This window comes from Corynebacterium sp. CMW7794, assembly GCF_001563605.1.
Taxonomy (GTDB): Bacteria; Actinomycetota; Actinomycetes; order Mycobacteriales; family Mycobacteriaceae; genus Corynebacterium; species Corynebacterium phoceense.
In genome coordinates this window covers 1-23,136 of the sequence record NZ_KQ961738.1, presented here as the reverse complement: position 1 = coordinate 23,136, position 23,136 = coordinate 1, and the positions used below count along the sequence as shown (strand labels likewise).

The following is a 23,136-nucleotide window of genomic DNA, read 5'->3' as shown; positions in this document are numbered from 1 at the left end:
CTTTTATACGCCGCGTACGCGGGCGTTTAGCCTATTTGGCGCTTGAGGCGGCGACGCTCGCGGTCCGAGAGCCCGCCCCAAATTCCAAAGCGCTCGTCGTGTTCGAGTGCGTATTCCAAGCACTCATCGCGCACTGCGCAGGCTTGGCAGATGCGCTTCGCCTCACGCGTCGAGCCGCCCTTCTCTGGAAAGAAAGCTTCCGGGTCGGTCTGCGCGCACAGCGCCTGGTCTTGCCACTCTTGCTCAACAGCGCCAAAGAGTTCATCCAACGACAGCGCCGCCGCAGCAGCGCCACGGAGATTGGCGTTATTAGCCATGTCGTCCACGCCGTTTTCCTTTCTCCGTTGGTCGTATCCGCCACGGGCTGCGCCTACAACGCACCCGGGGGACCTTGTTCTGATTCCAAGGGCGGCGGGGCCCATCCTCCCACTGACGGTGATGTCGATGGAGAGTCACTGCTCCCGCCACGCTTTCTTACACACTTGTGATTTAACCCGCCGCCACTAAATATCGTCAACCTGCGGGAGCTGTTTTTTACCTGAGAACCACGAACGTGCAGCTCGTTTTTAACATCCGCCACATTGATCACAATAAAACCATTCAGGGGGCAAAAGCCGGGGGTACTACATCTAGTGGCAGCAAGGATCGACACTCACAATTTCGCACAATCCTCGGCGTGTCGCACCACTGCGCCGAAAAACTTTCCCCCCCCCCTTTCGACACGCAGCCCGCGACGCACAAAAGGCCCAACCCGCAGCTACAGGGATTGGACCTTTGCATGGCCGCGCCCGCACACCGGGCTGGGCGTTTTAGGCGTCAGAGCTAAAGCGCACGCCTGCGTCCGGAATCTGCACACCCGGAAAGACGCGCATGCCGCCTTGCAGCTCGCAGCGCGCACCAATGGTGGCGCCTTCGCCGATGACGCAATTGTCGATGTGCGCGTTCGCACCCACGTGGACGCCCGAGGCGAGGATGGAGTTCGTGATGACGGCGCCCGGCTCGATGGTCACTCCGTCAAAGACAACGGTGCCGTCGATACGGCAGCCCGCACCGACCTCCGAGCCGCGACCCACCGCGGTACCCGAGAGCAACAGCACACCACCGGCGATGCCCGCCGAGGGATCGACGAAGGACTCGCCGGTGTGGCCCTCGAGGAGCGGCGACGGCGCAATGCCACGCACGATGTCGGACGAGCCACGCACGAAATCATCCGGGCGGCCCATATCGCGCCAGTAGGAGTTGTCCACGTGGCCGAAGACGCGCTTGCCTGCCTCGAGCAGCTGCGGGAAGGTCTCGCGCTCCACGGAGACCACGCGGTCGGCCGGGATGGACTCGATGAGTTCCTTCTTGAACACGTAGCAGCCCGCGTTGATCTGGTTCGTGGGCGGATCCTCGGTCTTTTCCAGGAATGCCGTGACCTGGCCGTTGGAATCCGTGGGCACGCAACCAAAGGCGCGCGGATCGGACACATTAAGAAGGTGCATGGTGAGGTCTGCATCCTTCTCCTCGTGCGCAGCGAGGATGCCATTCAAGTCCATGCCAGAGAGCACATCGCCGTTGAAGACCATGACGGTGTCATGGCGCAGCTTATCGTAGACGTTGCGAATGCCGCCGCCGGTGCCCAGAGCGGTCTCCTCGACGACGTACTCAATGTCGAGCCCGAGCTCCGAACCGTCGCCGAAGTATTCCTCGAAGACCTCTGCCTTAAACGACGTGGACAGTACGACGTGCTCGATGCCCGCGGACTTGATGCGCGCCAGCAAGTGCCGGAGGAAAGGGTAGTTCGCCGTGGGCAACATCGGCTTCGGCGTACTGATTGTCAAGGGGCGCAGACGCGTACCGCGGCCACCCACGAGGATGACTGCGTCTACTGCAGGAGCAACCATGAAATAAATAATCCTTGTCTTCAGGGATGTCTATCGCGAAAGAGTTTAGCCCTTTCGCGCCGTAGCAACGGCGTAGCACGCCCGCAGACGCAGCCCTATTTTGAGAGCCCAGCGCACAGGTGCCTGCCACCATGCCGGATGACGGTCCGCCTGGAAGCGATAGGCCGAGTCGTGATGAGCACGCAGCATGGCGCCCGCATGCGCCTGCGTCGAGTGCCCTTTGGCGTGCGTGATGATGGCCTCGGGACAAAAGACGTTTTCCCAGCCCGCCCGCGTAAAGCGGTCGCCCAAGTCAACGTCTTCGAGGTACATGAAGTAGCGCTCGTCGAAGCCGCCGATGGCCTCAAACGCATCCCAGCGCACGAGCACGCACGAACCCGACAGCCAGCCGGTGATGCGTTGGCGCGTCATGTCCGCGTCATTGCGGTAGGCCTTCGACCACGGATTGGACGGCCACACGGTACCAAAGAGCGCATGGCCGATACCGGTGGCCAGCGTAGGAATGGCGCGGGCGGACGGGTAATTCGTGCCATCCGGCTCCACGATGCGCGGCCCCACCGCCGCCGCGCGCGGCCAGGCCTCCGCGCAGGCGATGAGCGCGTCGAGCGCCCCGTCCCCGAAGGTGACGTCAGGGTTGGTAATGAGGAAGAAGTCATCGCGAATAACGCCCTCGGCAGCGAGCTCGCGCAGGCGCGCGGCGCCCGCGTTCATGCCGCCGCCGTAACCGATGTTTCCGCCCGTGTCGAGGAGCTCAACGTTGGGGCGCTGGGCCGCGGCGGCCTGAGGCACGCCATCGGTGGAGCCATTATCGGCGAGGACCACGACGGCATCGGCAGCCGTGGCAGCGGGCAGTGAATCCAGGCATGCGGCAAGGTAGTCCCCCGGTGAGAATGTCACCGTGACTACTCCTAATGGCCGCTGCGACCCCGCGTGTGCATGTTTCACAATGCGGACAACTCTACACTGCACTGCACCGATCTAATACGTGACAATCGCCATGTCCGTTAAAAAGATCGGGTCTCACTCGCCTACACTGCTTCACAGTTCACCTTGTCTACCTTTTCTATAGAAAGCGATCCTCCGTGAGCCCTGACATGCCACGCCCCGTGCGCGATATTAAACCCGCGCCGACTCGGGCTCGCAGCCTCACCCAAGCCGGTTCCACCTCCCTCAAAGTGGTCCTGGCCGTCGTCGCCGTGCTCGTCATGCTCGTCTCCGGCACCGGCTATGCCCTCGTGGGACGCCTCGGTGGTGAACTCGGCTCCATCGACAACCTGTCGCTGGGCAACGGTGACAAGGGCTTCAAGGACGGCAACAACGCTGACGGCGCCATGGACATCCTCCTCGTCGGCTCCGACTCTCGCGTTGACGCCCAAGGCAATACGCTCAGCCAGTCCGAGCTCGATGCTCTGCACGCGGGCGTCGATGATGGCGAGCACAACACGGACACCATCATGGTCATCCGTATCCCCAACGATGGTTCCCGTGCCAGCGCCATCTCCATCCCGCGCGACACCTACATCAACAACGGGCCGGAGTACGGCAACATGAAGATCAACGGCGTCTTCTCCGCCCACGAGTCTGCACGCAAGGATGAACTGGCTGCCAAAAACCTCGAAGCCGAGCAAGCCGGCGAGAAGCCCAAGTACACCGACAAGGACATCGCCGCCGAGGGCACGGCTGCCGGCCGCGCGGCGCTCCTCGAGCAGGTCCGCGACCTTACCGGCATTGAGATCGACCACTACGCCGAAATCGGCCTCGTGGGCTTCGTGCTGCTCACCGAGGCCGTGGGCGGCGTCGACGTGTGCCTCAACGCACCAGTTAAGGAGGAGCTCTCCGGCGCGGACTTCCCCGCCGGGCAGCAGACCTTGAACGGCGCCCAGGGCCTGGCCTTCGTGCGCCAGCGCCACGAGCTCCCCCGCGGCGACCTCGACCGTATCGCCCGCCAGCAGGCCTTCACCGCCTCCCTCGTATCCAAGCTCCTGTCCTCCGACACGCTCACGAATCCGTCCAAGCTCTCCAAGCTCTCCACCGCCGTCGAACGATCCGTGAGCTTCGACTCCAACTGGGACATCATGAGTCTAGCGAGCCAGCTCTCCGGCCTGGCCGGCGGCAACGTCACGTTCAACACCATCCCCGTGACCTCCATCGACGGCCAAGGCGACTACGGCGAATCCATCGTCACCGTCGACGTCGCCGAGGTGCACCGCTTCTTCAGCGATCTTGCAAAGACTGCGGAAGAAACAAGCGAATCCGCCACCCCCTCGGCCACCGACACGGGCGAAAAACCCGTCGCGGATAACCTCGAGATCCACGTCCTCAACGCAGGCGACGTCAGTGGCCTGGCCGGTGGCGTGGGTTCCTGGCTGGAAAAAGTCGGCTACACCGTCGCCCGCACCGCCAACGCCGACCCGGGTATCTACTCCGAGTCCCAGGTTGTCGCCGCTGACCCCGAGTCTGAGACCGCAAAGAAGTTCGCTGAGCAGCTCGGCGGCCTGCCCATCACGGCCAACGCCAACCTCGACGAGAACACGCTCATCGTCGTCACCGGCAATGACTACACCGGTCCGTCCGACCAGGCACAGACGGATGCCTCCGCCGCGGAGGACAGCACCTCCGAGGAGCCGGTTGGCACCCCGGGCGCCGACTTCGGTACCGCTGAGGTCTCCCCGGAGATCAGCGCTGGCGGGGATTCCCCGCGCTGCGTGAACTAACCGCATCGCGCACAAAGAAAACGCCGAAGGCGCCGAACTCCTTACGGGGTCGGCGCCTTCGGTGTCTCTATCTCTCTCAAGGTGTCCCCTCCGGGCGACGACAAACGCCACCCGCGCGGTGTCTCACGCCGCGTACCCCGGGACTGGGGTCATACGCTCGCCGCAAAGGCGAACGCATACCGCAGAGTATGACTCTCGATTCTGGACGCGAGCTGATCTGCGGCTTCATGTTCGTCTCCGATTCGCTGATAGAACAGTCAACATTCTGCAGAAGCTAGCCGCGGACCCGGCACAGCGCTGCTGGGCCTCAATTTTCATGAAGTTCCCCCGCAACGCGGCCGATATTCAAGTCCCCGGAAAGCCCCAGTTAGGGCACTACGAAAAGTAAAGGGTCCCCGTCGCCTGCCTCGGGGGGAGGGCGGCAACGGGGACCGAAATGCAAGGTGGGGCTTCCGAGCAACTCGGGGGGGGGGGAATGCCCGGCGCCGCACTGCCTTGCACACACAGAATAACGTACCACTCACAAAAGTGCGACATTGGCACGCTGAGCTGGGATTTCGCACGCTTCGCACAGCACGCACACCGAGCGCTACACCCCCATTACAGGCGTGAGGTCACCTTCTCATTGTCCGCAATGACATCGAGCCGCTCGGCCTCGGTCAGCCCCGCCACGACAACGGCAGATCCGCCGCCTGCCAACGGCGCGAGGACAGCGTCGCTAAACGTCGCGTTATCCACCCACCCCGTGGACAGCAGACGATGCTCCTGCGGGATCGGCACGACCTCTTCCAACGCCGGGGCGTCGCCCATGTACTGGTCCCCGTAGAAACGCACCGTCGGCCCAAAGTCGAGCGCGCCGGCGGGCAGCTCCCCGCCAGTCTCCGTGACGCCACGGCCAAAGGGATCATCGTTGACCACTACCACGTCACCGCTATGCTCCGACGCACGCTCCAGCGACGCAAACGTGACCTCCGGGCTGAGCTCCGTGTCATCTGTAAATTCGTAGTTCACGCGCGCCGCAACCGCTCCCAACGCAATGACGGCTGCCTGCCAGCTCACCGGCACATCGATGACAATCGTGTCTCCGGGCGCCAGCTCGAGCTCCTCTTCGAGCATGTTGGCGATCTTGCACGCCCAGTTGTCGAGGGTCTGGGCCGAGAAGTCCATGCGTGCGCCTGTGGCCTCGTTGTAGACCGTAAGACGCGGCGAAGATGGATCGCGTTCCAACAGAGTGTGCAGCAGTTTCATGGCCGCCCATCCTACCCGCCCGTCGCGCGCCGAGTTGTCCGGCATAATCGGCGTCATGATATCCCAGACCAGCCCCGCTTCTCACCGCACAGGTTCGCTCACCGTCGTCGGTTCTATCAACGCCGATCTTTTCGTCCACACCGCGCGCCACCCGCACCCGGGCGAGACACTCCTGGGCTCCGGCGGCGAGGTTCTCGCCGGCGGCAAGGGTGCCAATCAGGCCGTCGCGGCTGCGCTCCAGGGTGCGCACGTCACGTTCGTCGGCGCGGTAGGCGACGACGCCTACACGCAGCCCGCGCTGCGCTACCTCGAATCCGCAGGCGTCGATCTCACCCACGTCGTTCGGCTCAAGGACACGACGACCGGCCTAGCGGTGTGCACCGTCTCCGATGACGGCGAAAACACCATCATCGTCATTCCCGGCGCGAATGCTCACGTCGACGCCACTTACGTCGCCGAGCACACCGCGGCCATCACCGAGGCCGATATCGTGCTGCTTCAAGGCGAAATCCCCGCAGACGGCTTCCAGGCCGCCATTGACGCCGTCAGCAACGCCCGCGTCATCGTCAACCTCGCCCCCGTCGTCGAGGTCGACCGCGACGCGCTGCTCAAAGCCGACCCCATCATCGCCAACGAACACGAGGCAGGACTTATCCTCGAGCAACTCGGCAGCCCCGCCACCAGCGACGATCCCCACGACCTCGCGCAGGCTCTCCTCGACGCTGGCTTTGCTTCCGTCGTGCTCACTCTCGGTGCCCGCGGCGCCCTCGTCGCCGACGCCGAGGGCCTCACGGACATCGCGACGCCGCACGTTACGCCCGTCGACACGACCGGCGCGGGCGATGCCTTCGCCGGCGCGCTCTGCGCCCAGCTCCTCACCGGAGCCGAGCTTGCCGATGCCGCCCGCCATGCCTCCCGCGTCGGCGCCCAGGCCACGCTCACGCACGGCGCGCAGCCCTCCTACCCGGACCGCGACGCGGAGCTGCCCCACGTCTAATCCCACACCAGTCTCGCCCTCCACCGCACCTCCTACACACGCGCCCTTAGGTACAGTGGCGGCCACATTTCCGCGACCGCCCATCACAATCAGAGGAGAGACCGTGACTCCCCAGACAACGCCCCCAACCACGCCGCGCATCATCGACGCCGAGACCATCGCGGCCCACGTCCGCCCACGCGACGCCGTCGACACGCTGCGCCGTGTCCTGCGCGAGGGATTCGACCCGGCCAACGACCACGCGCGCTCAGCGTTGCCCACGGCCAACGGCGAGTTTCTCCTCATGCCGTCTACCTCGTCCACGGCATTCGGCATCAAGCTCATTTCCGTCGCCCCCGCAGGCTACAACCCCGACCTGCCACGCATTCAGGGCACGTACGCGCTCTTCGACGGCGAGACGTTGAGCCCCTCCGCGTTCATCGACGGGATTACGCTCACCAATTTGCGCACGCCCGCCGTGTCTGTCGCCTGCATTCTTGATCTGCTCACCGCCTCCTCGCAGCCTCTTGACGCCGTCATTTTCGGCGCCGGCGTGCAGGCCGACGCTCATGCGGCCACGCTGCGTGACACCCTCGCGGGCGTACGTCCCGTCCGCACGACTTTTATCAGCCGCACCGATCCCGGTGACGGACGCACCTGGCACGCTGCCGGGTCCGCCGAGGCCCAGTCCGCCACCGCCGGCGCTGAACTCATCATCACGACGACCACCGCGTCCGAGCCCATCCTCGATGCCGCCGACGTCCGCACCGATGCCCTCATCGTCGCCGTCGGCTCTCATACCCCGGACGCCCGCGAGCTGCCCAGCGAACTCATCGCCGCTGCACAGGTCATCGTCGAAGACCACGAGGCCACGCTGCGCGAGGGCGGCGACGTCATCCTCGCCATCGCAGACGGTGCCGCCGACGCATCCGCGTTCCATACCTTCGCCGAGGTCGTCCGCGGCGACGTCGAGCTCCACCGCGACTCCCCCATCGTTTTTAAGTTCACCGGCATGCCGTGGGAAGACCTCGCCGTCGCCGAGACCATCGCCGCCGCCATTCCCGCACCCTCCGCCTAATTTTCACAACTTTTGCATCGGCAGGCCTGCCCCGCCGCTCATCCACGCACAACACCGCGCTGATGCCGCTTCCTTCGTGCCGCGCCGGCCATTTACACACTTCACACGAAAGACTTTTGTTTCCCCTTCCTTAGCCATATCCCCAATTGTGACCTAGACTACGTGCCAAACTAATTGCGATTCGCTTAACTATCCCTTCGCATGAAAGGTCACGACCATGGCTACCATCACAGCTCCCGACGCAGCAGAGAAGCGAGAGGCCCCTTTCGCTCGGGCAATGAAACCCATCAATCGCGTCGTTGAAGAATTCACGCCGTCGTCCCTGACGTTTGCCATCATTCTCACCGGCGTCGTCGCGCTCCTCGCTCTCATCTTCACCGATTCTGGGCCGACCACCGTCGTCCAGTCATGGGGCGACGGTCTCTCAGGGCTGCTCTCCTTCATGACCCAAATGGCGCTCGTCCTTCTCCTCGGGTCAATTCTCGCAGGCACACACGCCGTGAGCCGAGTACTCAAACGCCTCGCATCCGTGCCCAAAACCGCGCTGCAGGCGTATCTCTTCGTATTCTTTATTGGCGTCGCCGCCATGCTCTTTTCCTGGGGTCTGGGCCTCATCCTCGGAGCCCTCCTCGCCAAGCGCATTGCTGTTGAATTTCATCGACGTGGAACAGCCATCAGCTTCCCCATGCTCATCGCCTCCGCGTACTCGGCGATGGTCATTTGGCATATGGGCTACTCCGGCTCCGCGCAACTTACCGCCGCTACGGAGGACTCCTTCATCGCTCAGCAACTCGACCATACGATCTCCCTCGGCGAGACCCTCTTTTCATGGTGGAATCTTCTCGGCATTGCATTAACGGTCGCCTGCGTCGCTACCATGCTCTTCATCATTGCGCCCCGCCGCATCGATCCTTCCCACGTCATTGATGAATCGCACGTCGAAGCCCTCGCCGAAGCCGATCGACATGCAGCACCCGGGCGTACCTTCGCGGACCGCATCGACAGCAGCCGCATCCCCACCCTCCTCACCGGACTCGCCCTCGTCGCATACCTCGTCGTACATTTCGCTCACGGCGGCAGCACAACGCTCGACATCGTCAACTGGCTCTTCCTAGCGCTCATCTTCCTATTCGTGCGCAATGTCCACGAGCTCATAGAACTCACCGCTGACGCCGCCTCGAATGTTGGCGAAATCCTCATCCAGTTTCCGCTCTACGCCGGCATCATGGGCATTATGACCGGCACCGGCCTGGCCACGCTGCTGTCCGATTCCATTGTCGCCGTCGCAAATCCAGAGACCATCGGTGTTCTCGGCTTCCTCTCCGCTGGCATTGTCAACTTCTTCGTCCCCTCAGGTGGTGGCCAACTCGCCGTCCAAGGCCCCATCCTCCTCGACGCCGCCCAGTCCATGGGCGCCGACCCCGCCGTCGTCATCATGGCCATCGCATACGGCGACCAATGGACAAATATGATCCAACCGTTCTGGGCGCTGCCCATCCTTGCGGTAGCCGGCCTGAAGATCCGCGACATTCTCGGATACACCACAGCCACACTCATCGCCGCAGGTATCCCACTCGCGGCCACCATGCTCCTCGTTGGCTTCGTCGGATAATCTCCTCGCAACAGCACGCAGCCCGGCTCCGGACGGGCTTTTCTGTTGGAGCCAACGGGATTTTCAGCCCTACACCGCCGAATCATTGCACACGCACGCATTGTGACGTAGGCTACCCCACAAAACTAATAGCCATTCGCTAAACGGGAGGATTGACCACCATGACCGACATCCATTTCGTCTCCGCCGCACGCTTACCCATTGGCAAATTCGGCGGCTCGCTGGCGCGTTTCAGCTTGGAAGAGCTCGGCGTGACGGCAGCAAAGGCTGCGATTGAGCGTTCGGGGATTGCCGCCACAGAAATCGATTCCTCCGTCATCGCCAACGTCCTGCCCATCATCCCCCGCGACTTGTACATCTCCCGCAAGATTGCGCTCGGCGCGGGCATGGAGGACTCCTCGATTGCGATGAACGTCAATCGACTCTGCGGTTCCGGCGTCCAAGCCATCATCTCCGCGGCGCAGCAGCTGCGCGACGGGGACGCCACGGTCGCACTCGCGGGCGGCGTCGAGTCCATGTCGAACGCGCCCTACTCCGTCGAGGGCGCCCGCTTTGGCAAACGCATGGGCGAAGGCAAGCTCTATGACTGGCTCACGGGAGCACTCAGCTGCCCGTTCGGCACCGGACACATGGGCGTCACGGCCGAAAACGTCGCCTCTGACCATGGCGTCACCCGCGAGCGCCAGGACGAGTTCGCGGCCGAGTCGCAGCGCCGTGCGGCCGCCGCGCGCGACGCGGGACTTCATACCGAGGAAATCGTGCCCATCGAGACAAAGAAAGGCACCTTCGACCACGACGAGCACATCCGTGAGACCACCCCGGAGGCGCTCGCTGGGCTCAAACCCGCCTTCCAAAAGGACGGCACCGTCACCGCCGGCAACGCCTCGGGCATCAACGACGGCGCCGCCGCGGTCGTGCTCACCACGGGCGAGGAGCTCGAGAAGCGCGGCCTGACCTCCTTGGGCAAGCTCGTAAGCTGGGGCATCGGCGGCGTCGATCCCACGCGCATGGGGCTGGGCCCTGTCGCGGCCGTGCCGAAGGCCCTGGAGAAGGCAGGGCTCAGCCTCGACGACATTGATCTCATCGAGTCCAACGAGGCCTTTGCCGCCCAGGCGCTCGCGGTCCAAGACCAGCTGGGTTTTGACCCCGCCAAAACGAATATCTACGGCGGCGCCATCGCCCACGGCCACCCCGTCGGCGCCACGGGCGCCATCCTCACCACGAAGATGCTCTACGCGCTGCGCCGCGAGGGCAAGCGCTACGGCCTGGTCACCATGTGCATCGGCGGCGGCCAGGGCATCGCCATCATCATCGAGAATAAGGAGGTCAACTAAATGACTATCCAGAAAGCCGCCGTCTTTGGCGCAGGCTCCATGGGTGCAGGCATTGCCGCACTGTTGGCCTCCGCCGGAATCGACGTCCTACTCTTCGACATCACGCGCGAGGGCGCACAGAAGGGCATTGACATCCAGGTAAAACGCAAGGGCTTTTATCACCCGTCGCACGTGGAGAATATTCGCCCAGCCGTCACGGGCGAGGACCTCCAGCTCCTCGAGGACCGGGACTGGGTCATCGAGGCCATCTTTGAAGACTTAGACGCCAAGCACGACCTCTACGCGCAGGTCGAGCCGCACCTCAAAGACGGCGCCCTGCTCACGTCAAATACCTCGACGCTGCCGCTGGCACGACTTCTCGAAGGCATCACGCGGAAAAACACGTTCGCGATCACGCACTTTTTTAATCCGCCCAAGATCATGCGGCTGGTCGAGCTCGTCGCCAATAACGACGACACGGCCGCGACGCTGCGCCTGGCCATCGAGCAGCAGCTGGGCAAGGTTGCCCTCGACTGCCGCGACACCCCGGGCTTTATCGCCAACCGCGTGGGCTGCTACTGGCTGGCCGCCGGCGTGTTCACTGCCCGCGAGCACGGCGTGAGCTACGAGCTTGCCGATGCCGCCTTTGGCCGCGCGTTCGGCATCCCCCGCACCGGAGTCTTTGGCTTGCTCGACTACATCGGCCTCCAGCTCGTCGCTCCCATCTGGGGCAGCCTCGAAGCTGCGCTCCCCCAGGGCGACCGCATCTTCGACGTGCCGCTGGGCCGCGACGAATTCATCGCAGGCCTCGTCGAGCGCGGGCTCACCGGACGCACCGGCGAGGGCGGTTTCTACCGCGGTCGCGACGAGTCGGTGCGCGAAGACTACTCATATGGCCCGCGCCTGCAGCCGGACGATCCTGTCGTGGGTCTCAAAGACCCGCGCGAGGTCATGGACACCGACTCCCCCGGCGGCCGGTTCGCGCGCGATCTCTTCCTCGCGACGCTGCGCTACTGCTGCGAGGTTGCCCCGGATATCGCGGACCACGTGGGGCTTATCGACGACGGCCTCAAGCTCGGCTTCGGTTGGAAGAAGGGCATCTTCGAACTGGCCGATGCCGTCGGTCACGAGTGGCTCGTCGCGGCTCTCGCCGCGTCGGAAGGCGGAGTGCCCGCGCTGGTGGAGGCGGCATCGGAAGGCTTCTACCCAGCTGCAGGCCAGGTGCTCTCCTCGACGGGCAATCCCGTCGAGCTGCCGGAGCGCCCCGGCGTGGTGACGCTCGCGGGGCTCCGCGCGGCAGGCGCCACGGCAGTGCTCGAGCACGAGGCCGGGACCTTGCACCACGTCGATGCCGAGGGACGCGGGATCGGCATCATCGACCTCCACACGCCACTCAACTCCCTGCCCACGGCAGGGCTTGCATTCCTCCGCGCCTGCGTGGAGCACGCGGCCGAGGCAGAGGATATCGACGCACTCGTGATCGGCAACGACGAGGCGCGTGCGTTCAGCGCCGGCGCTGATCTGCCTACCATCGCCGAGGCCGCGGCATCCGGGGATGCCGAACGCGTACGAGGTCTCATCCGCGACGGCTCCGAGACCATGCGCGCCCTGCGTTTCGCGCCCGTGCCCATCGTGGGCGCGGTGCGTGGCGTGGCCTTGGGCGGCGGCTGCGAGCTGGCGCTGGCCTGCGACCGCCTCGTCATTCATGCCGATACCAAGGTTGGCTTCCCGGAACGCAACGTGGGTCTCTACCCCGGCTGGGGCGGCTCCATCGCCATGCTCGAGCACAACCTGGAGGCTGGCCACGCCGATGCGCACCAGCGCGCCTTCGACTTCATTGCCTCCGCGACTCCCGCGCCGAACGCCTATTTCGCCCGTGACGTGGACGCCGTGCGCGAGAGCGACGTCATCCTCATGTCCCCTGACCACGTTCTTGCCCGCGCCATCGAGGAAGCCGCCGCATTGGCTGAGGGGTACACGCCCCGCACGGACGTCTCGCTACCGCTCTACTCCGGCCAGCCGCCGCTCGACGCCGCCTGGCCACTCGAGGACACGACGGACAATGACCACGCCATCGTGGCCCAGCTCGCGAAGGTCTACACCGCGGGCTCGCTCGACGAGCAGGAGGCCGCCGGCGACGCGAACGGCGCGGCCGCGCTCTCCTACTCAGAATCCAGCGACCGTGAGGTCGAGCTCGATGTCCCCGTCCTGCTCTGGCCCGCCAACGTGGAACGCTCCGCGCACATGGCGCGCACGCGCACACCGCTGCGCAACTAAGGGCGGGGTCCGCCTGCTCGGCGGCACCGATAGCCACAACGCCCGAATAAGGCCTCAAAATTTTGAGATCCACGGTCTTATTCGGACGTTGTGGCTATTTTCGGTGGGGCCGACTCGTTAGACTATCGGCGTGTCTGACTCTCCCGAAATCTCTGCGTCCACGCTCTCATCACGCGCCCGGACCATCGTCCTCACGGTGGCGCTGCTCAACCTCGCGGGCTGTCTCGTCGAGGCGGGCATCGCCGCGGCCATTGGCTCGGCCTCGCTGTTCGCGGACGCGGCGGACTTCCTCGAGGATTTCCTCATCAATATTCTCGTCGTCACGGCGCTGGGATGGTCGCTCGCGAGCCGCCGCAAGGCCAGCTACGTGCTGGCCGGACTCATTCTTATTCCGGCATGCTCGGCGATCGGCATGGCCATCTGGAAGATGGTGACGCACGAGCCGCCGGAAGCCCTCACCCTGTCGGCGACGGCCGTGGGCGCCATGATCATCAATCTTGTCTGCGCGCTGCTGCTCGCGCAGCTGCGTAACGCGGGCAACGCGCTCACCCGCGGCGCGTGGCTCGCCGCACGCAATGACGTGGCGGCCAACCTGCTCATTCTGGCCGCCGGCGTCGTCACGATGTTCTGGTTCAGCGCGTGGCCGGACATCGTGGTGGGACTTGTCATCGGCATCATCAACCTGCGCGCAGCGAATGAGGTCTTCGAGCAGGCTCGCGCCGAAGACCCCGAGTTGGAAGAAGACTAACTACTTGTACGCCGAGAAGCCCGTGATCTTCTTGCCCATGATGAGCGACTGGACGGTGTCCGTGCCCTCATAGGTGTGCATCGCCTCGATATCGGCGAAGTGGCGAGCAATGTGATTATCGAGCAGGATGCCCACGCCGCCGAGCATGTCGCGGGCATCGGCAGCAATGCGGCGCGCGGCGCGGGTGTTGTGGAGCTTGGCCATGGACGCCTGCTCCGGCGCGAGCGTGCCCTCCTCCTCGCGAGTGGAGGCCTCGCGGCACATGAGCATCATCTGGCTGAGATCAAGCGCCATGTTCGCCAGGCGCTGCTGGATAATCTGTGCCTTGGCGAGCTCGCGGCCGAATTGCTGGCGCTCGAGAACGTACTCGCGTGCAATTTCGTAGCAGGCGACGGCCGACCCCAGAGCCATCCATGCCACGCCAATGCGCGTCGCCATGAGCACGCGTGCGGTGTCTTTGAAGCTCTTTGCGTTGGGCAGCTGATTCGCCGCCGGCACGCGGCAGTCCGTGAGCGTGATGTGCGCCTGGTGGATGGCGCGCAGCGAGAGCTTGTTCTCGATGACGGTCGCGGAATAACCCGAGGTGTCCTGCGGAACGATGAAGCCGGAGACGTCGCCGGACTCGAGGCGAGCGTAGACGATGGTGATGCCGCCGGAGGCGCCGTTGCCGATCCACTTCTTCTCGCCGTTGAGGATGAACTCATCACCGTCGCGTACGGCGGTCGTCTCCAAGGCGATGGAATCCGAGCCGTGATTCGGTTCTGTGAGCGCAAAGGAGCCGAGCAGCGAGCAGTCAGCCATGTCAGATAGGTACTTTTTCTTCTGCTCGTCAGAGCCGAGCATCGCAATCGAGCGCATGGCCAGGCCCGCCTGGACGGCGATGACGGTGCCCATCGACGCGTCGATGCGCGTGACTTCCATAAGCGCCAAACCTGCTCCTAACGAGGACATATGCGCATGACCGTCGACCTCGAGACCGTCCGTCATGACGTCCTTCTCACCCAGCAGGCGCACGAGGTCAAGCGGGTACTCCGCCTTCTGCCAGTGCTCGTTGATGACGGGGAGGCAGGCGTCGCGGAAGGAGGCGGCGCGGGACCATGTGGCGGCATCGGCAGCAGTGATGCCGTCGAAGACGCCCAGGAAATCGGTTGTAGACTCAAACAGGTTGTGTGACATGACGCCTCCCGGCACGCTCGCGTACGAATGATTATTAGTTTGCTATTGTGACGAGCATAACACGTCCCGTCAAGCACTCGACCCATTTCCCCATCCAGAAAGGCAGCCCGCGCCATGGCCAATCAGAAACGCCGCGACCAGATCTCCGCCGCAGCTCTCGCCCTCTTCGATGAGCGCGGCTACCACGCCACCGGCATGGAAGACATCGCGAAGGCGGTGGGCATGCGCGCCTCGAGCCTGTATAACCACTTCCACTCCAAACAGGAAGTCCTCGCGGACATCTCAATCACCGCAATGGAAGACATGCTGCGCGCCAACGCCGCAGCCCTCGCCGGCATCACGGGGCCGCGCGAGCGACTCGCGGAAACCATGCGCACGCACATCGTTTATCACACCACGCAGGCCATGCGCGTGCGCGTGCTCACTGCGCACATTTCATCCCTCGAAGAACCGAGCCATTCCATCGTTCTCCAAGCCCGGCGCGATTATGTCGCGCGCTGGATGACCGTGGTCAACGAGGGCGTGACGGAGGGAATCTTCAGCGCACCCGACGTAAAAATTGCTTGCTGGGCGCTCATCGACATGGGTCTCGGCGTAGCCAATTGGTACTCGCCAGAAGGCGCGTATTCACCAGAGCAGCTGGGCGAGATGTACGCCCAGTTTGCCCTGCGCCAGCTGGAAACCCCCTAGATTCAGGTCACATTTTCTCAAAAAATTGTGCTTGACGCCACACCGGACTACCACTACCCTTGGCATGCAACACGCGAATAGTCATTCGCATTTCGCGGTTGAATTCAGAGCACAAGGAGCATCCCCCATGTCCACCAACAAAGTTGTATCCGACCTCTCTTCGGCACTCGACGGCCTGGAATCCGGCATGAGCATGGCCGTGGGAGGCTTCGGCATCTGCGGCAACCCCCTTGTCCTCTTGGAGGGCATCGTCGACACCGGCGTCACCGACCTCGAGGTCTACTCCAATAACCCGGGTACGCAGATCGACGACAAGCACCTGGGCCTGGCGCTGCTCTTTAACGCCAAACAGGTAGCTAAGTTTGGTGGCTCCTTCATCGGCTTCAACAAGGAATTCGAGCGTCAGTTCTTCGCTGGCGAGCTCGAGGTCGACCTCATCCCCCAGGGGACCCTCGCGGAGAAGATGCGCGCGGGCGGCGCGGGAATTCCGGCGTTTTACACCGCGACGGGTGTCGACACGGCGCGTGCGGACGGCGGCCTGCCGGTGCGCTACGCGCCGGACGGCACGCTCGTGAAGGAATCAGAGCCCATGGAAACGCGCGAGTTCACCCGCAATGGCGTCACGAAGACCTACGTGCTCGAGGAATCCCTCGTCACGGATTTCTCGCTCCTGCGCGCGTGGAAGGCGGACACAGAGGGCAACCTCGTCTTTCGTAAGACGGCGGGCAACTTCAATGCGGACGCCGCGATGTGCGGCCGCGTCACCGTCGTCGAGGTGGAAAACCTCGTCGAGGCGGGGGAGCTCGACCCCAACGAGATCGACGTGCCCGGCATCTTCGTCGACCGCATTCTAGAACTCACCCCGCAGCAGGCCGAGGACAAATACATCGAGCGCCCGACTTTCCGCACGCGTGGCGAGGGCGGCGGCCGCCCCGAGGACCCACACACCCCGGAGAAGGGCTGGTCCCGTCTCCAGATCGCGGAGCGCGCGGCGCAGGAGCTTAGCGATGGTGAGTACGTCAACCTTGGTATTGGCATGCCCACGGCGGTCTCCAATTACATTCCGGAGGGCATCAAGGTCACTCTCCAGTCCGAGAACGGCATCCTCAACACTGGTCCGTACCCGTATGAAGAAGACATTGACGCGGACCTCATCAACGCCGGCAAGGAGTGCGTCACCATCCTGCCGGGCGGCTCCGTCTTCGACTCCTCGACCAGCTTCGCCATGATTCGCGGCGGCCATGTAAACACCGCAGTCCTCGGCGCCTTCGAGGTCTCCCAGACCGGCGACATCGCAAACTGGGGCATCCCAGGCAAGAAGATGAAGGGCATGGGCGGCGCCATGGACTTGGTCAAGGGCGCCCAGCAGGTCATCGCGATTATGGACCACACCGCGCCCGGCGGCGAGTCCCGCATCCGCAAGGTCTGCGAACTGCCGCTCACTGCCAAGGGCGTGCTCACCAAGATTGTCACCAACCTCTGCGTCTTCGAGGTGACTCCAGATGGCCTCGTGCTCACGGAGCTCGCCCCCGGCGTCACTGAGGCCGACGTCGCCGCAGCGACCGAGGCGGATTACACCTCGCAGCTGCCCGTCGCTGTGAGCTAACCTGCTGCGGAAATACTCGCGGGGCCCGGGGCGTCTGACTAGGTGTCATTTAATACCGAAATTAAAGAGTAACTTCATGCGCATCGACATCTGGTCCGACATCATCTGCCCGTTTTGCATCATTGGCAAGCGCCACCTTGAGCTAGCACTCGAGCGCTTTGAACACGCGGACGAGGTCGACATCCATTGGCATAGCTTCGAGCTCGATCCGAACGCCGCCCCATATTCCGGCTGCAACGTCGTGGACATGGTGGCGAGTAAATACGGCTCCACCCGCGAGCAGGCCGAGGCCGCCCAGCTCGACATCGCTCGCCGCGCCGAGGCCGTCGGCCTCACCTTCAACTGGGAGGTCGCCAAGCCCGGCAATACCTTCGCCGCACACCGCCTCATGCACGCCGCGTGGGACTACTTCGCTGCCCAGCCTGCCGATGCCCCCGCCCCCTCGCCCGCCGCCGTCGAAGAGGCCTTCATCACCGCCTACTTCACGGACGGATTGGATATCTCCGACCCGGAGGTGCTCCACGCCATCGCCACGGAACTCGGCCTGCCCGCGCAACGCGTCACTGAGGTCCTCGACTCCGACGCCTACGCCGACGCCGTGCGCGCCGACGAGGACCACGCCCACCAGCTGAGCATCACCGGCGTGCCTTTCTTCCTTATTGAAAACAAGTGGGCATTCAGCGGTGCCCAGCCGGTCGAGCTCTTCGTCCAGGCCCTCAACCAGGTCTGGGATGAGACCCACAAGCAGCCCGCGGCGCTCAACGTCATCGGCGGCATCGACTCCGGAGCGGCCTGCGGCCCGGACGGCTGCTAGCTGCCACCCCGGATCACAGTTGTCTCTACAGGATCGGTGAGTTCTAAAGAGAATCGCGAGTTCTAAAAATTCTAAAGGCGCGACCAATTTCTAAAAGTTCTAAAATCTATGAAGAACCTCGTCCTCTACCACCGAGAAAGAACACGCCGCGATGATCCCCGATAGCAACCCCTTCCGACCGAGCTTTGGGGCGTCACCCCTCAAGCTCGGTGGTCGTGATTTCGAAGTTAATTCCTTCCTCTATGGACTCTATGGCGGCGTAGGCAGCATGCAACGTGTTGTCCTCATCAGCGGCGCGCGCGGCATTGGGAAAACTGTTCTGCTCAACGAGTTCGAAGACACAGCCCGTTCCATGGGATGGATAGTCCTCCGTGCCTATCCCGATGCCCACATGGTGGAGCACCTCCGCGACTCCGCTATCCCCGAAGCGCTCGCGGCACTCGATTACGCGCCGCGCGACGGTCGCCGTATCTCCGGCGTCTCGGTCGCTGGCATCGGCTCCATCAAGGTCGATGCACCTCCGCCTGCGGATACCCCGCTCCCCACGCTCATCTCACGCCTTCGTGCCCTGGCACGTGCGGCACACGCGCATGAGGCCGGTATCCTCCTGACTCTCGACGAGATTCAGGCTGTCGATGTTAACCAGCTCAGCGAGCTCGCAACGGCAGTCCAGGATCTTGTCCGCGATGATGCCGATATCGCCTTTGCCTCTGCCGGACTCACCTTTGGTATCGATGCTTTATTGAAACACCCCGGCACGACGTTCATGCGCCGCGCACATCGTCTCGAGCTGGCCCCACTGACCGACGAGGTAGTCGCCCGTGTCCTCACCGAAACAGCAGAATCAGGAGGCAGGCGCTTCACCGAATCAGCGCTTTCCCGCGCCGTTGAGCTCGTACATGGGTACCCTTACCTCATCCAGCTCGTCGGCGCCCTAGCGTGGACCAAGGCATCCATCGCCGGCACCACGGTCATGACTGACAAGCATGTCACCGAGCTCGCTCCTGAAATCGTCCAGCACATGGGCAATCAGGTCCACGCCATTGCGCTGAAAACCACTACCGACCGCGAGCACGAGTTCCTCTCCGCGATGGCCCAGTGCGACACTGACCAACTCGGAGCAATCCCCATCGCCGCCATCGCTCAGCGACTGGGAAAGACCACGAAGGCGCTCTCCATGGTGCGTCGCGGGCTCATCGACAAAGAACTCATCACGCCCGCTCGCTATGGCGCGCTCCGTTTTGTACTCCCCTACTTCCAGGACTATCTGCTCATGCAGACGCATCGCTAAAACGCTCAAGGAGGGGAAGCCCACACAGGACTTCCCCCTTGTCACTCTGCGAGACGGCGTTTAAGCCGCAATCTCGTGCGTGCGGTGCGACAGCGTCTCGTCATCAGTGCCCGGCGCAGTGCCGAGTTCGCCAGTCTCCTCGTCTTTCGTGCGGTTAAGCCACACGATAGAGAGCAGCAACCCGCCCCAGATGACGACGATGAAGAGAATCATCAAGATGATGGCGCTCGTGTTCATGATGGTGCGTCCTTTCTATTAGTTCTGGGTGGTCGGGTTGGCCAGCGGATTGGGAGTGCCCTTCGGTCGACCCTTGGCAGGAACGCCGTAATCCGAGGTCTCGAGACCGTCGAGGTGCTGGGAACCGCGGAACGTGAGCAGCGGACCCACGATGGCGATCGCGAAGATGGTCGCCATAACCGCCCAGCCGTAGAGACCAATCTGGGACTGCATATAATCGCCGTACGGCTCCTTGATGAGGCTCATGATCTCAGTGACGAGGAAGTAGACGAGCAGCAGCGGAGTAGCCACGAAGGTAAGGAACTCCCACACCAGCCCGACGCGCAGCGCGGACACGGCGTTAATGTGCTGCGCAATCTCGTTGCGGCGACCGAGTACCCAGCCCACCATGATGAGCGCGCAGACGCAGCCGAAGACAATGCCCAGATTGTTGGTGAACTTATCCATGACGTCGAGGGTGACGAGGCCCGACTGCGTGGAGAAGAGCAGGCACGACACGATGGCCATGACGGTGCCAGCGTAGAGAGCAGCCTTCTTTCGCGAGATGCTGAACTTATCAGCGACGCCAGCGAAGACGACCTCCATGATCGAGATCATCGAGGTGACACCAGCCAAGAAAAGCGAGCCGAAGAAGAGGAAGCCGAAAAGCCAACCAAGCGGCATGGAGTTGATAATCGTCGGGAAGGCGATGAACGCTAGGCCAATACCGGAGGAGACAACCTCGTCGACGCCCACGCCCTGTTGTGCGGCCATAAAGCCCAGTGTCGCGAAGACGCCGATGCCAGCGAGGACCTCGAAGGAGGAGTTCGCGAAAGCCGTGACCAGGCCCGTGTTCGTGATGTTGGTACGCGGCTTGAGGTAGGACGCGTAGGTCACCATGATGCCGAAACCGATGGACAGCGAGAAGAAAATCTGGCCGTAAGCAGCAATCCAGACGGACGGGTCAGTGAGCACCGACCAGTTCGGCGTGAAGAAAGCATTGAGACCGTCCACGGCCCCATCGAGGAAGAGTGCGCGGACCACGAGCACGATGAACATGACGGCCAGGACCGGCAGGAAGATGGACGTGAGCTTGCCGATGCCCTTGTTGATATCCGTCGCAAGAGCCGCGATGCAGATGATCCAGACGAGGGCCATAACGAGCAGAATCGGCCAGACGAAGTGCGCCGAGTAATTCACCGAGGTGTCTGCCTGGAGGAAGTCACCCATGAAGTACTCATCCGGCTTATCGCCCCAGCCCTGGTTGAAGGACTTGACAGTGTAGATGGCCGCCCACGCGACGATGGCAGCGTAGTAGATGGCAATGAAGAAGTTCACACCCACCTTGAACCAGCCAATCCACTCCGCCTTGGACGAGATGCGGCGAAAGGCCAGCGGCGTCGAACCGCGGAAGCGGTGACCAAGGGCGAGGTCAAACCACAGAATGGGGATACCCGCGGTCAGCAGCGCCACGATGTACGGCACAAGGAACGCGCCACCGCCGTTTTCGTATGCGACGTAGGGGAAGCGCCAGATATTACCCAGGCCGACGGCAGAACCAATCGCGGCCATGAGGAACACCAGGCGCGTATTAAATGTGTCTCGCTCAGAGCGAGTCCTCACTTCATCCGACATAGAAGCCACCTTGTCTTTGTCCGGGGGTCATGCCCCGGAAACCCGATAGAAAGACGATGCTGAGCAAGTCCCACCCGGCACCCCACAATGAACATTTCTCTCCCAAACCGCGGGAAAGCAGTGCGCAACGTGTATGAACAGGAATCATAATCTACCTAGCGATCGATAGGTAGAAGATCGGCGAAATTTGTTTTCATATGTTTGCCCACGGATGAGCTGCTAGTTCCCAGTACTGCGAAGAGCTAGACGTCACGCAACAAACTTTGCACAGGATCACGCTGCACACGCTCGCCGAATACCCATCCTCATGCGCCTCCGTCGAGTCCGCACAGGCAACACCACCATGACGGAATACTCTGCACCTTTGCGAAGCCAGAAGCCGCACGAACCCTATTGCTTCGCTGCGCTGTGCAGCCCATGTGTCTCCGATAGACTTACCAGCATGAAATTGACACGCGTTTCCCTCAAGAATTGGCGGAATTTCCGAGAGCTCAACGTCGACATTCACAACCGCCTTTTCGTCGTGGGCGCGAATGCCTCGGGAAAATCTAATTTTCTCGATGCGCTGCGTTTTATTGGAGAAATCGCGCGCCGCGGCGGCGGCATGACATCTGCCCTCGACACGCGAGGCGGTATGAAAAACGTGCGCAACCTCAACGCACGGAATTTCAACCGTGGCCAAGTCACCTTCGAGCTACACCTTCAAGACGACTCGCATGACTGGATATACCGACTCAGCCTGCACCAGGAAAAGAACGGTTTACACCGACCACTCGTCGCTGAGGAGGCTGTATACAAAGATAAGAACGAACTTCTCCTTCGCCCTAATTCCGACGACATGGACGATCCAGAGCTGCTCACCCAGACTCACCTAGAACAGATTGCCGCCAATAAGTCTTTCAGACAGCTGGCAGACTTCTTTTCTTCAATCGAGTACTTTCATCTTTCTCCCCAAGCCTTGCGCGAGACCGCTCACGGTGCTTCAACCAGCGACGCCTTTGGACGCGGGTTCTTGGCTGAGATCAATTCCGTTCCGGAACAAACACGAAACGCGTGGCTTGGCCGCATTCAGGCCGCGCTCACTGCGGCCGTTCCTGAATTCGAATCACTCAAGCTACAGGTCGATAGATCCGGCAATCCGCACCTCGTAGCCGGGTACCGGCACTGGCGCAAAGAGGCCGCGCATCAACAAGAAACGGAGTTTTCGGACGGAACGCTCAGGCTCATCGGTTTACTGTGGGCGGTGATTTCTAAATCCTCGTCGTCCGGCTTGCTCTTGCTTGAGGAACCTGAGCTGTGGCTCAACTCTGGAATCGTGCGTGTGCTTCCCACACTCTTCGCGCGCGCCCAGCGCGGAAAGTCGATGCAGATAGCAATGTCGACGCACTCCCCTGATCTGCTCGATGACGAAGGCGTCGACCCCGCAGAAGTTCTCGCTCTGCGTGTCGGACGCGAGGGAACAACAGGCACCCTCCTCTCCGAAATCGAGTCGGTCCATGCCGAGCTGGCGGCTGGCCTTCCGCTCTCTGATGTCGTTGACGCTCTCATCAATCCCCATGGCCTCGATGGGCTCATCAGCGTCGCCAGTTGAAATGGACAACCATGCTCATCAACTATGTCGTTGAAGGTAATTCCGATAAAGGCGCTGTCCTAGCACTTCTCAAAGCAACAGGACATCAACCGGCATACTCTTTCGTCAAACGTGGATACGCGCAGCTTGATAAACATACACCGGGGTATGCCCGTGCAGCTGAGCTCGATCCCTCAACAGGCTGGTTAGTGCTGCGCGACAGCGATGGAGCTTGTCCCGTTGAGCTACGAGCTGAAGTGCCCCAGGTTTTGTTCCGTTTGAGTAG

General features: G+C 62.7%; 20 protein-coding genes. 13 read left to right on the top strand and 7 right to left on the bottom strand.

The genetic code is table 11. The features are described 5' to 3' along the window. Positions 1–26 precede the first annotated feature (26 nt). The 3 genes from HMPREF3227_RS06900 to HMPREF3227_RS06890 all read right to left on the bottom strand — a co-directional run bounded on the left by HMPREF3227_RS06900 (position 27) and on the right by HMPREF3227_RS06890 (position 2,831). Complete coding sequence (locus HMPREF3227_RS06900; RefSeq protein WP_066485327.1) at positions 27–326, bottom strand: WhiB family transcriptional regulator; 300 nt, start codon at positions 324–326, stop codon at positions 27–29. A 483-nt stretch (positions 327–809) separates the two neighbouring features. Next, a complete protein-coding gene (locus HMPREF3227_RS06895) occupies positions 810–1,886 on the bottom strand; it encodes a mannose-1-phosphate guanylyltransferase (protein ID WP_066485325.1) in 1,077 nt (358 codons plus the stop codon). Between the two features lie 45 nt (positions 1,887–1,931). Next, the gene (locus HMPREF3227_RS06890; RefSeq protein ID WP_369799407.1) at positions 1,932–2,831 is read right to left on the bottom strand and encodes a glycosyltransferase family 2 protein; all 900 of its coding nucleotides are present in this window, start codon (positions 2,829–2,831) and stop codon (positions 1,932–1,934) included. Positions 2,832–2,968: 137 nt separating this feature from the next. Here HMPREF3227_RS06890 and HMPREF3227_RS06885 point away from each other — a divergent pair, with 137 nt between their 5' ends. Next, positions 2,969–4,600: an LCP family protein gene (locus HMPREF3227_RS06885; protein WP_369814869.1), complete on the top strand. Its 1,632-nt coding sequence runs from the start codon at positions 2,969–2,971 to the stop codon at positions 4,598–4,600. A 600-nt stretch (positions 4,601–5,200) separates the two neighbouring features. Here HMPREF3227_RS06885 and HMPREF3227_RS06880 read toward each other — a convergent pair. Next, on the bottom strand, positions 5,201–5,848 hold the full coding sequence (locus HMPREF3227_RS06880) for a TIGR03089 family protein (protein ID WP_066485322.1): 648 nt from the start codon (positions 5,846–5,848) through the stop codon (positions 5,201–5,203). A gap of 55 nt (positions 5,849–5,903) precedes the next feature. Between HMPREF3227_RS06880 and HMPREF3227_RS06875 the strand changes: the two genes are divergently transcribed. The 6 genes from HMPREF3227_RS06875 to HMPREF3227_RS06850 all read left to right on the top strand — a co-directional run bounded on the left by HMPREF3227_RS06875 (position 5,904) and on the right by HMPREF3227_RS06850 (position 13,852). Continuing rightward, entirely contained in the window at positions 5,904–6,845 is a 942-nt protein-coding gene (locus tag HMPREF3227_RS06875) for a ribokinase (protein ID WP_066511715.1), read from the top strand. Positions 6,846–6,948: 103 nt separating this feature from the next. After that, positions 6,949–7,902 carry an ornithine cyclodeaminase family protein gene (locus HMPREF3227_RS06870; RefSeq protein WP_066485319.1) on the top strand — a complete coding sequence of 318 codons (954 nt, stop codon included), beginning with the start codon at positions 6,949–6,951 and terminating at the stop codon, positions 7,900–7,902. A 217-nt stretch (positions 7,903–8,119) separates the two neighbouring features. Then, positions 8,120–9,514, top strand: a complete 1,395-nt coding sequence (locus HMPREF3227_RS06865) for a short-chain fatty acid transporter (protein ID WP_066485317.1) — start codon at positions 8,120–8,122, stop codon at positions 9,512–9,514. A 161-nt stretch (positions 9,515–9,675) separates the two neighbouring features. Beyond that, positions 9,676–10,848, top strand: coding sequence for an acetyl-CoA C-acyltransferase (locus tag HMPREF3227_RS06860; protein WP_066511622.1), 1,173 nt, complete (start codon positions 9,676–9,678; stop codon positions 10,846–10,848). Beyond that, positions 10,849–13,104, top strand: a complete 2,256-nt coding sequence (locus HMPREF3227_RS06855) for a 3-hydroxyacyl-CoA dehydrogenase/enoyl-CoA hydratase family protein (RefSeq protein ID WP_066511614.1) — start codon at positions 10,849–10,851, stop codon at positions 13,102–13,104. A 130-nt stretch (positions 13,105–13,234) separates the two neighbouring features. After that, a complete protein-coding gene (locus HMPREF3227_RS06850) occupies positions 13,235–13,852 on the top strand; it encodes a cation efflux transmembrane domain-containing protein (protein WP_066511611.1) in 618 nt (205 codons plus the stop codon). Here the strand turns inward: HMPREF3227_RS06850 and HMPREF3227_RS06845 are convergent, their stop codons facing one another. Continuing rightward, positions 13,853–15,028 (bottom strand): acyl-CoA dehydrogenase family protein, encoded by a 1,176-nt coding sequence (locus tag HMPREF3227_RS06845; protein ID WP_066511608.1) that lies wholly within the window; start codon positions 15,026–15,028, stop codon positions 13,853–13,855. A gap of 114 nt (positions 15,029–15,142) precedes the next feature. On the opposite strand from HMPREF3227_RS06845, the gene HMPREF3227_RS06840 reads away from it, so the two are divergent. The 4 genes from HMPREF3227_RS06840 to HMPREF3227_RS06825 all read left to right on the top strand — a co-directional run bounded on the left by HMPREF3227_RS06840 (position 15,143) and on the right by HMPREF3227_RS06825 (position 19,429). Continuing rightward, entirely contained in the window at positions 15,143–15,718 is a 576-nt protein-coding gene (locus tag HMPREF3227_RS06840) for a TetR/AcrR family transcriptional regulator (RefSeq protein ID WP_066485294.1), read from the top strand. A gap of 127 nt (positions 15,719–15,845) precedes the next feature. Then, positions 15,846–17,324, top strand: a complete 1,479-nt coding sequence (locus HMPREF3227_RS13875; protein WP_066511598.1) for a 3-oxoacid CoA-transferase — start codon at positions 15,846–15,848, stop codon at positions 17,322–17,324. 76 nt (positions 17,325–17,400) lie between these two features. After that, entirely contained in the window at positions 17,401–18,138 is a 738-nt protein-coding gene (locus tag HMPREF3227_RS06830) for a DsbA family oxidoreductase (protein WP_066511596.1), read from the top strand. A gap of 151 nt (positions 18,139–18,289) precedes the next feature. Beyond that, positions 18,290–19,429, top strand: coding sequence for an ATP-binding protein (locus HMPREF3227_RS06825; protein ID WP_066511587.1), 1,140 nt, complete (start codon positions 18,290–18,292; stop codon positions 19,427–19,429). 60 nt (positions 19,430–19,489) lie between these two features. On the opposite strand, the gene metS is transcribed toward HMPREF3227_RS06825, so the two are convergent. After that, positions 19,490–19,666: a methionine/alanine import NSS transporter subunit MetS gene (gene metS, locus HMPREF3227_RS12870; RefSeq protein WP_068801485.1), complete on the bottom strand. Its 177-nt coding sequence runs from the start codon at positions 19,664–19,666 to the stop codon at positions 19,490–19,492. An 18-nt stretch (positions 19,667–19,684) separates the two neighbouring features. Further along, the gene (locus HMPREF3227_RS06820) at positions 19,685–21,280 is read right to left on the bottom strand and encodes a sodium-dependent transporter (RefSeq protein ID WP_196131501.1); all 1,596 of its coding nucleotides are present in this window, start codon (positions 21,278–21,280) and stop codon (positions 19,685–19,687) included. 442 nt (positions 21,281–21,722) lie between these two features. Between HMPREF3227_RS06820 and HMPREF3227_RS06815 the strand changes: the two genes are divergently transcribed. Next, entirely contained in the window at positions 21,723–22,871 is a 1,149-nt protein-coding gene (locus tag HMPREF3227_RS06815) for an AAA family ATPase (protein ID WP_066511567.1), read from the top strand. A gap of 11 nt (positions 22,872–22,882) precedes the next feature. Continuing rightward, positions 22,883–23,136, top strand: a 254-nt coding sequence (locus tag HMPREF3227_RS13290) for a hypothetical protein (protein ID WP_197429505.1), incomplete at its 3' end; no start/stop codon positions are given.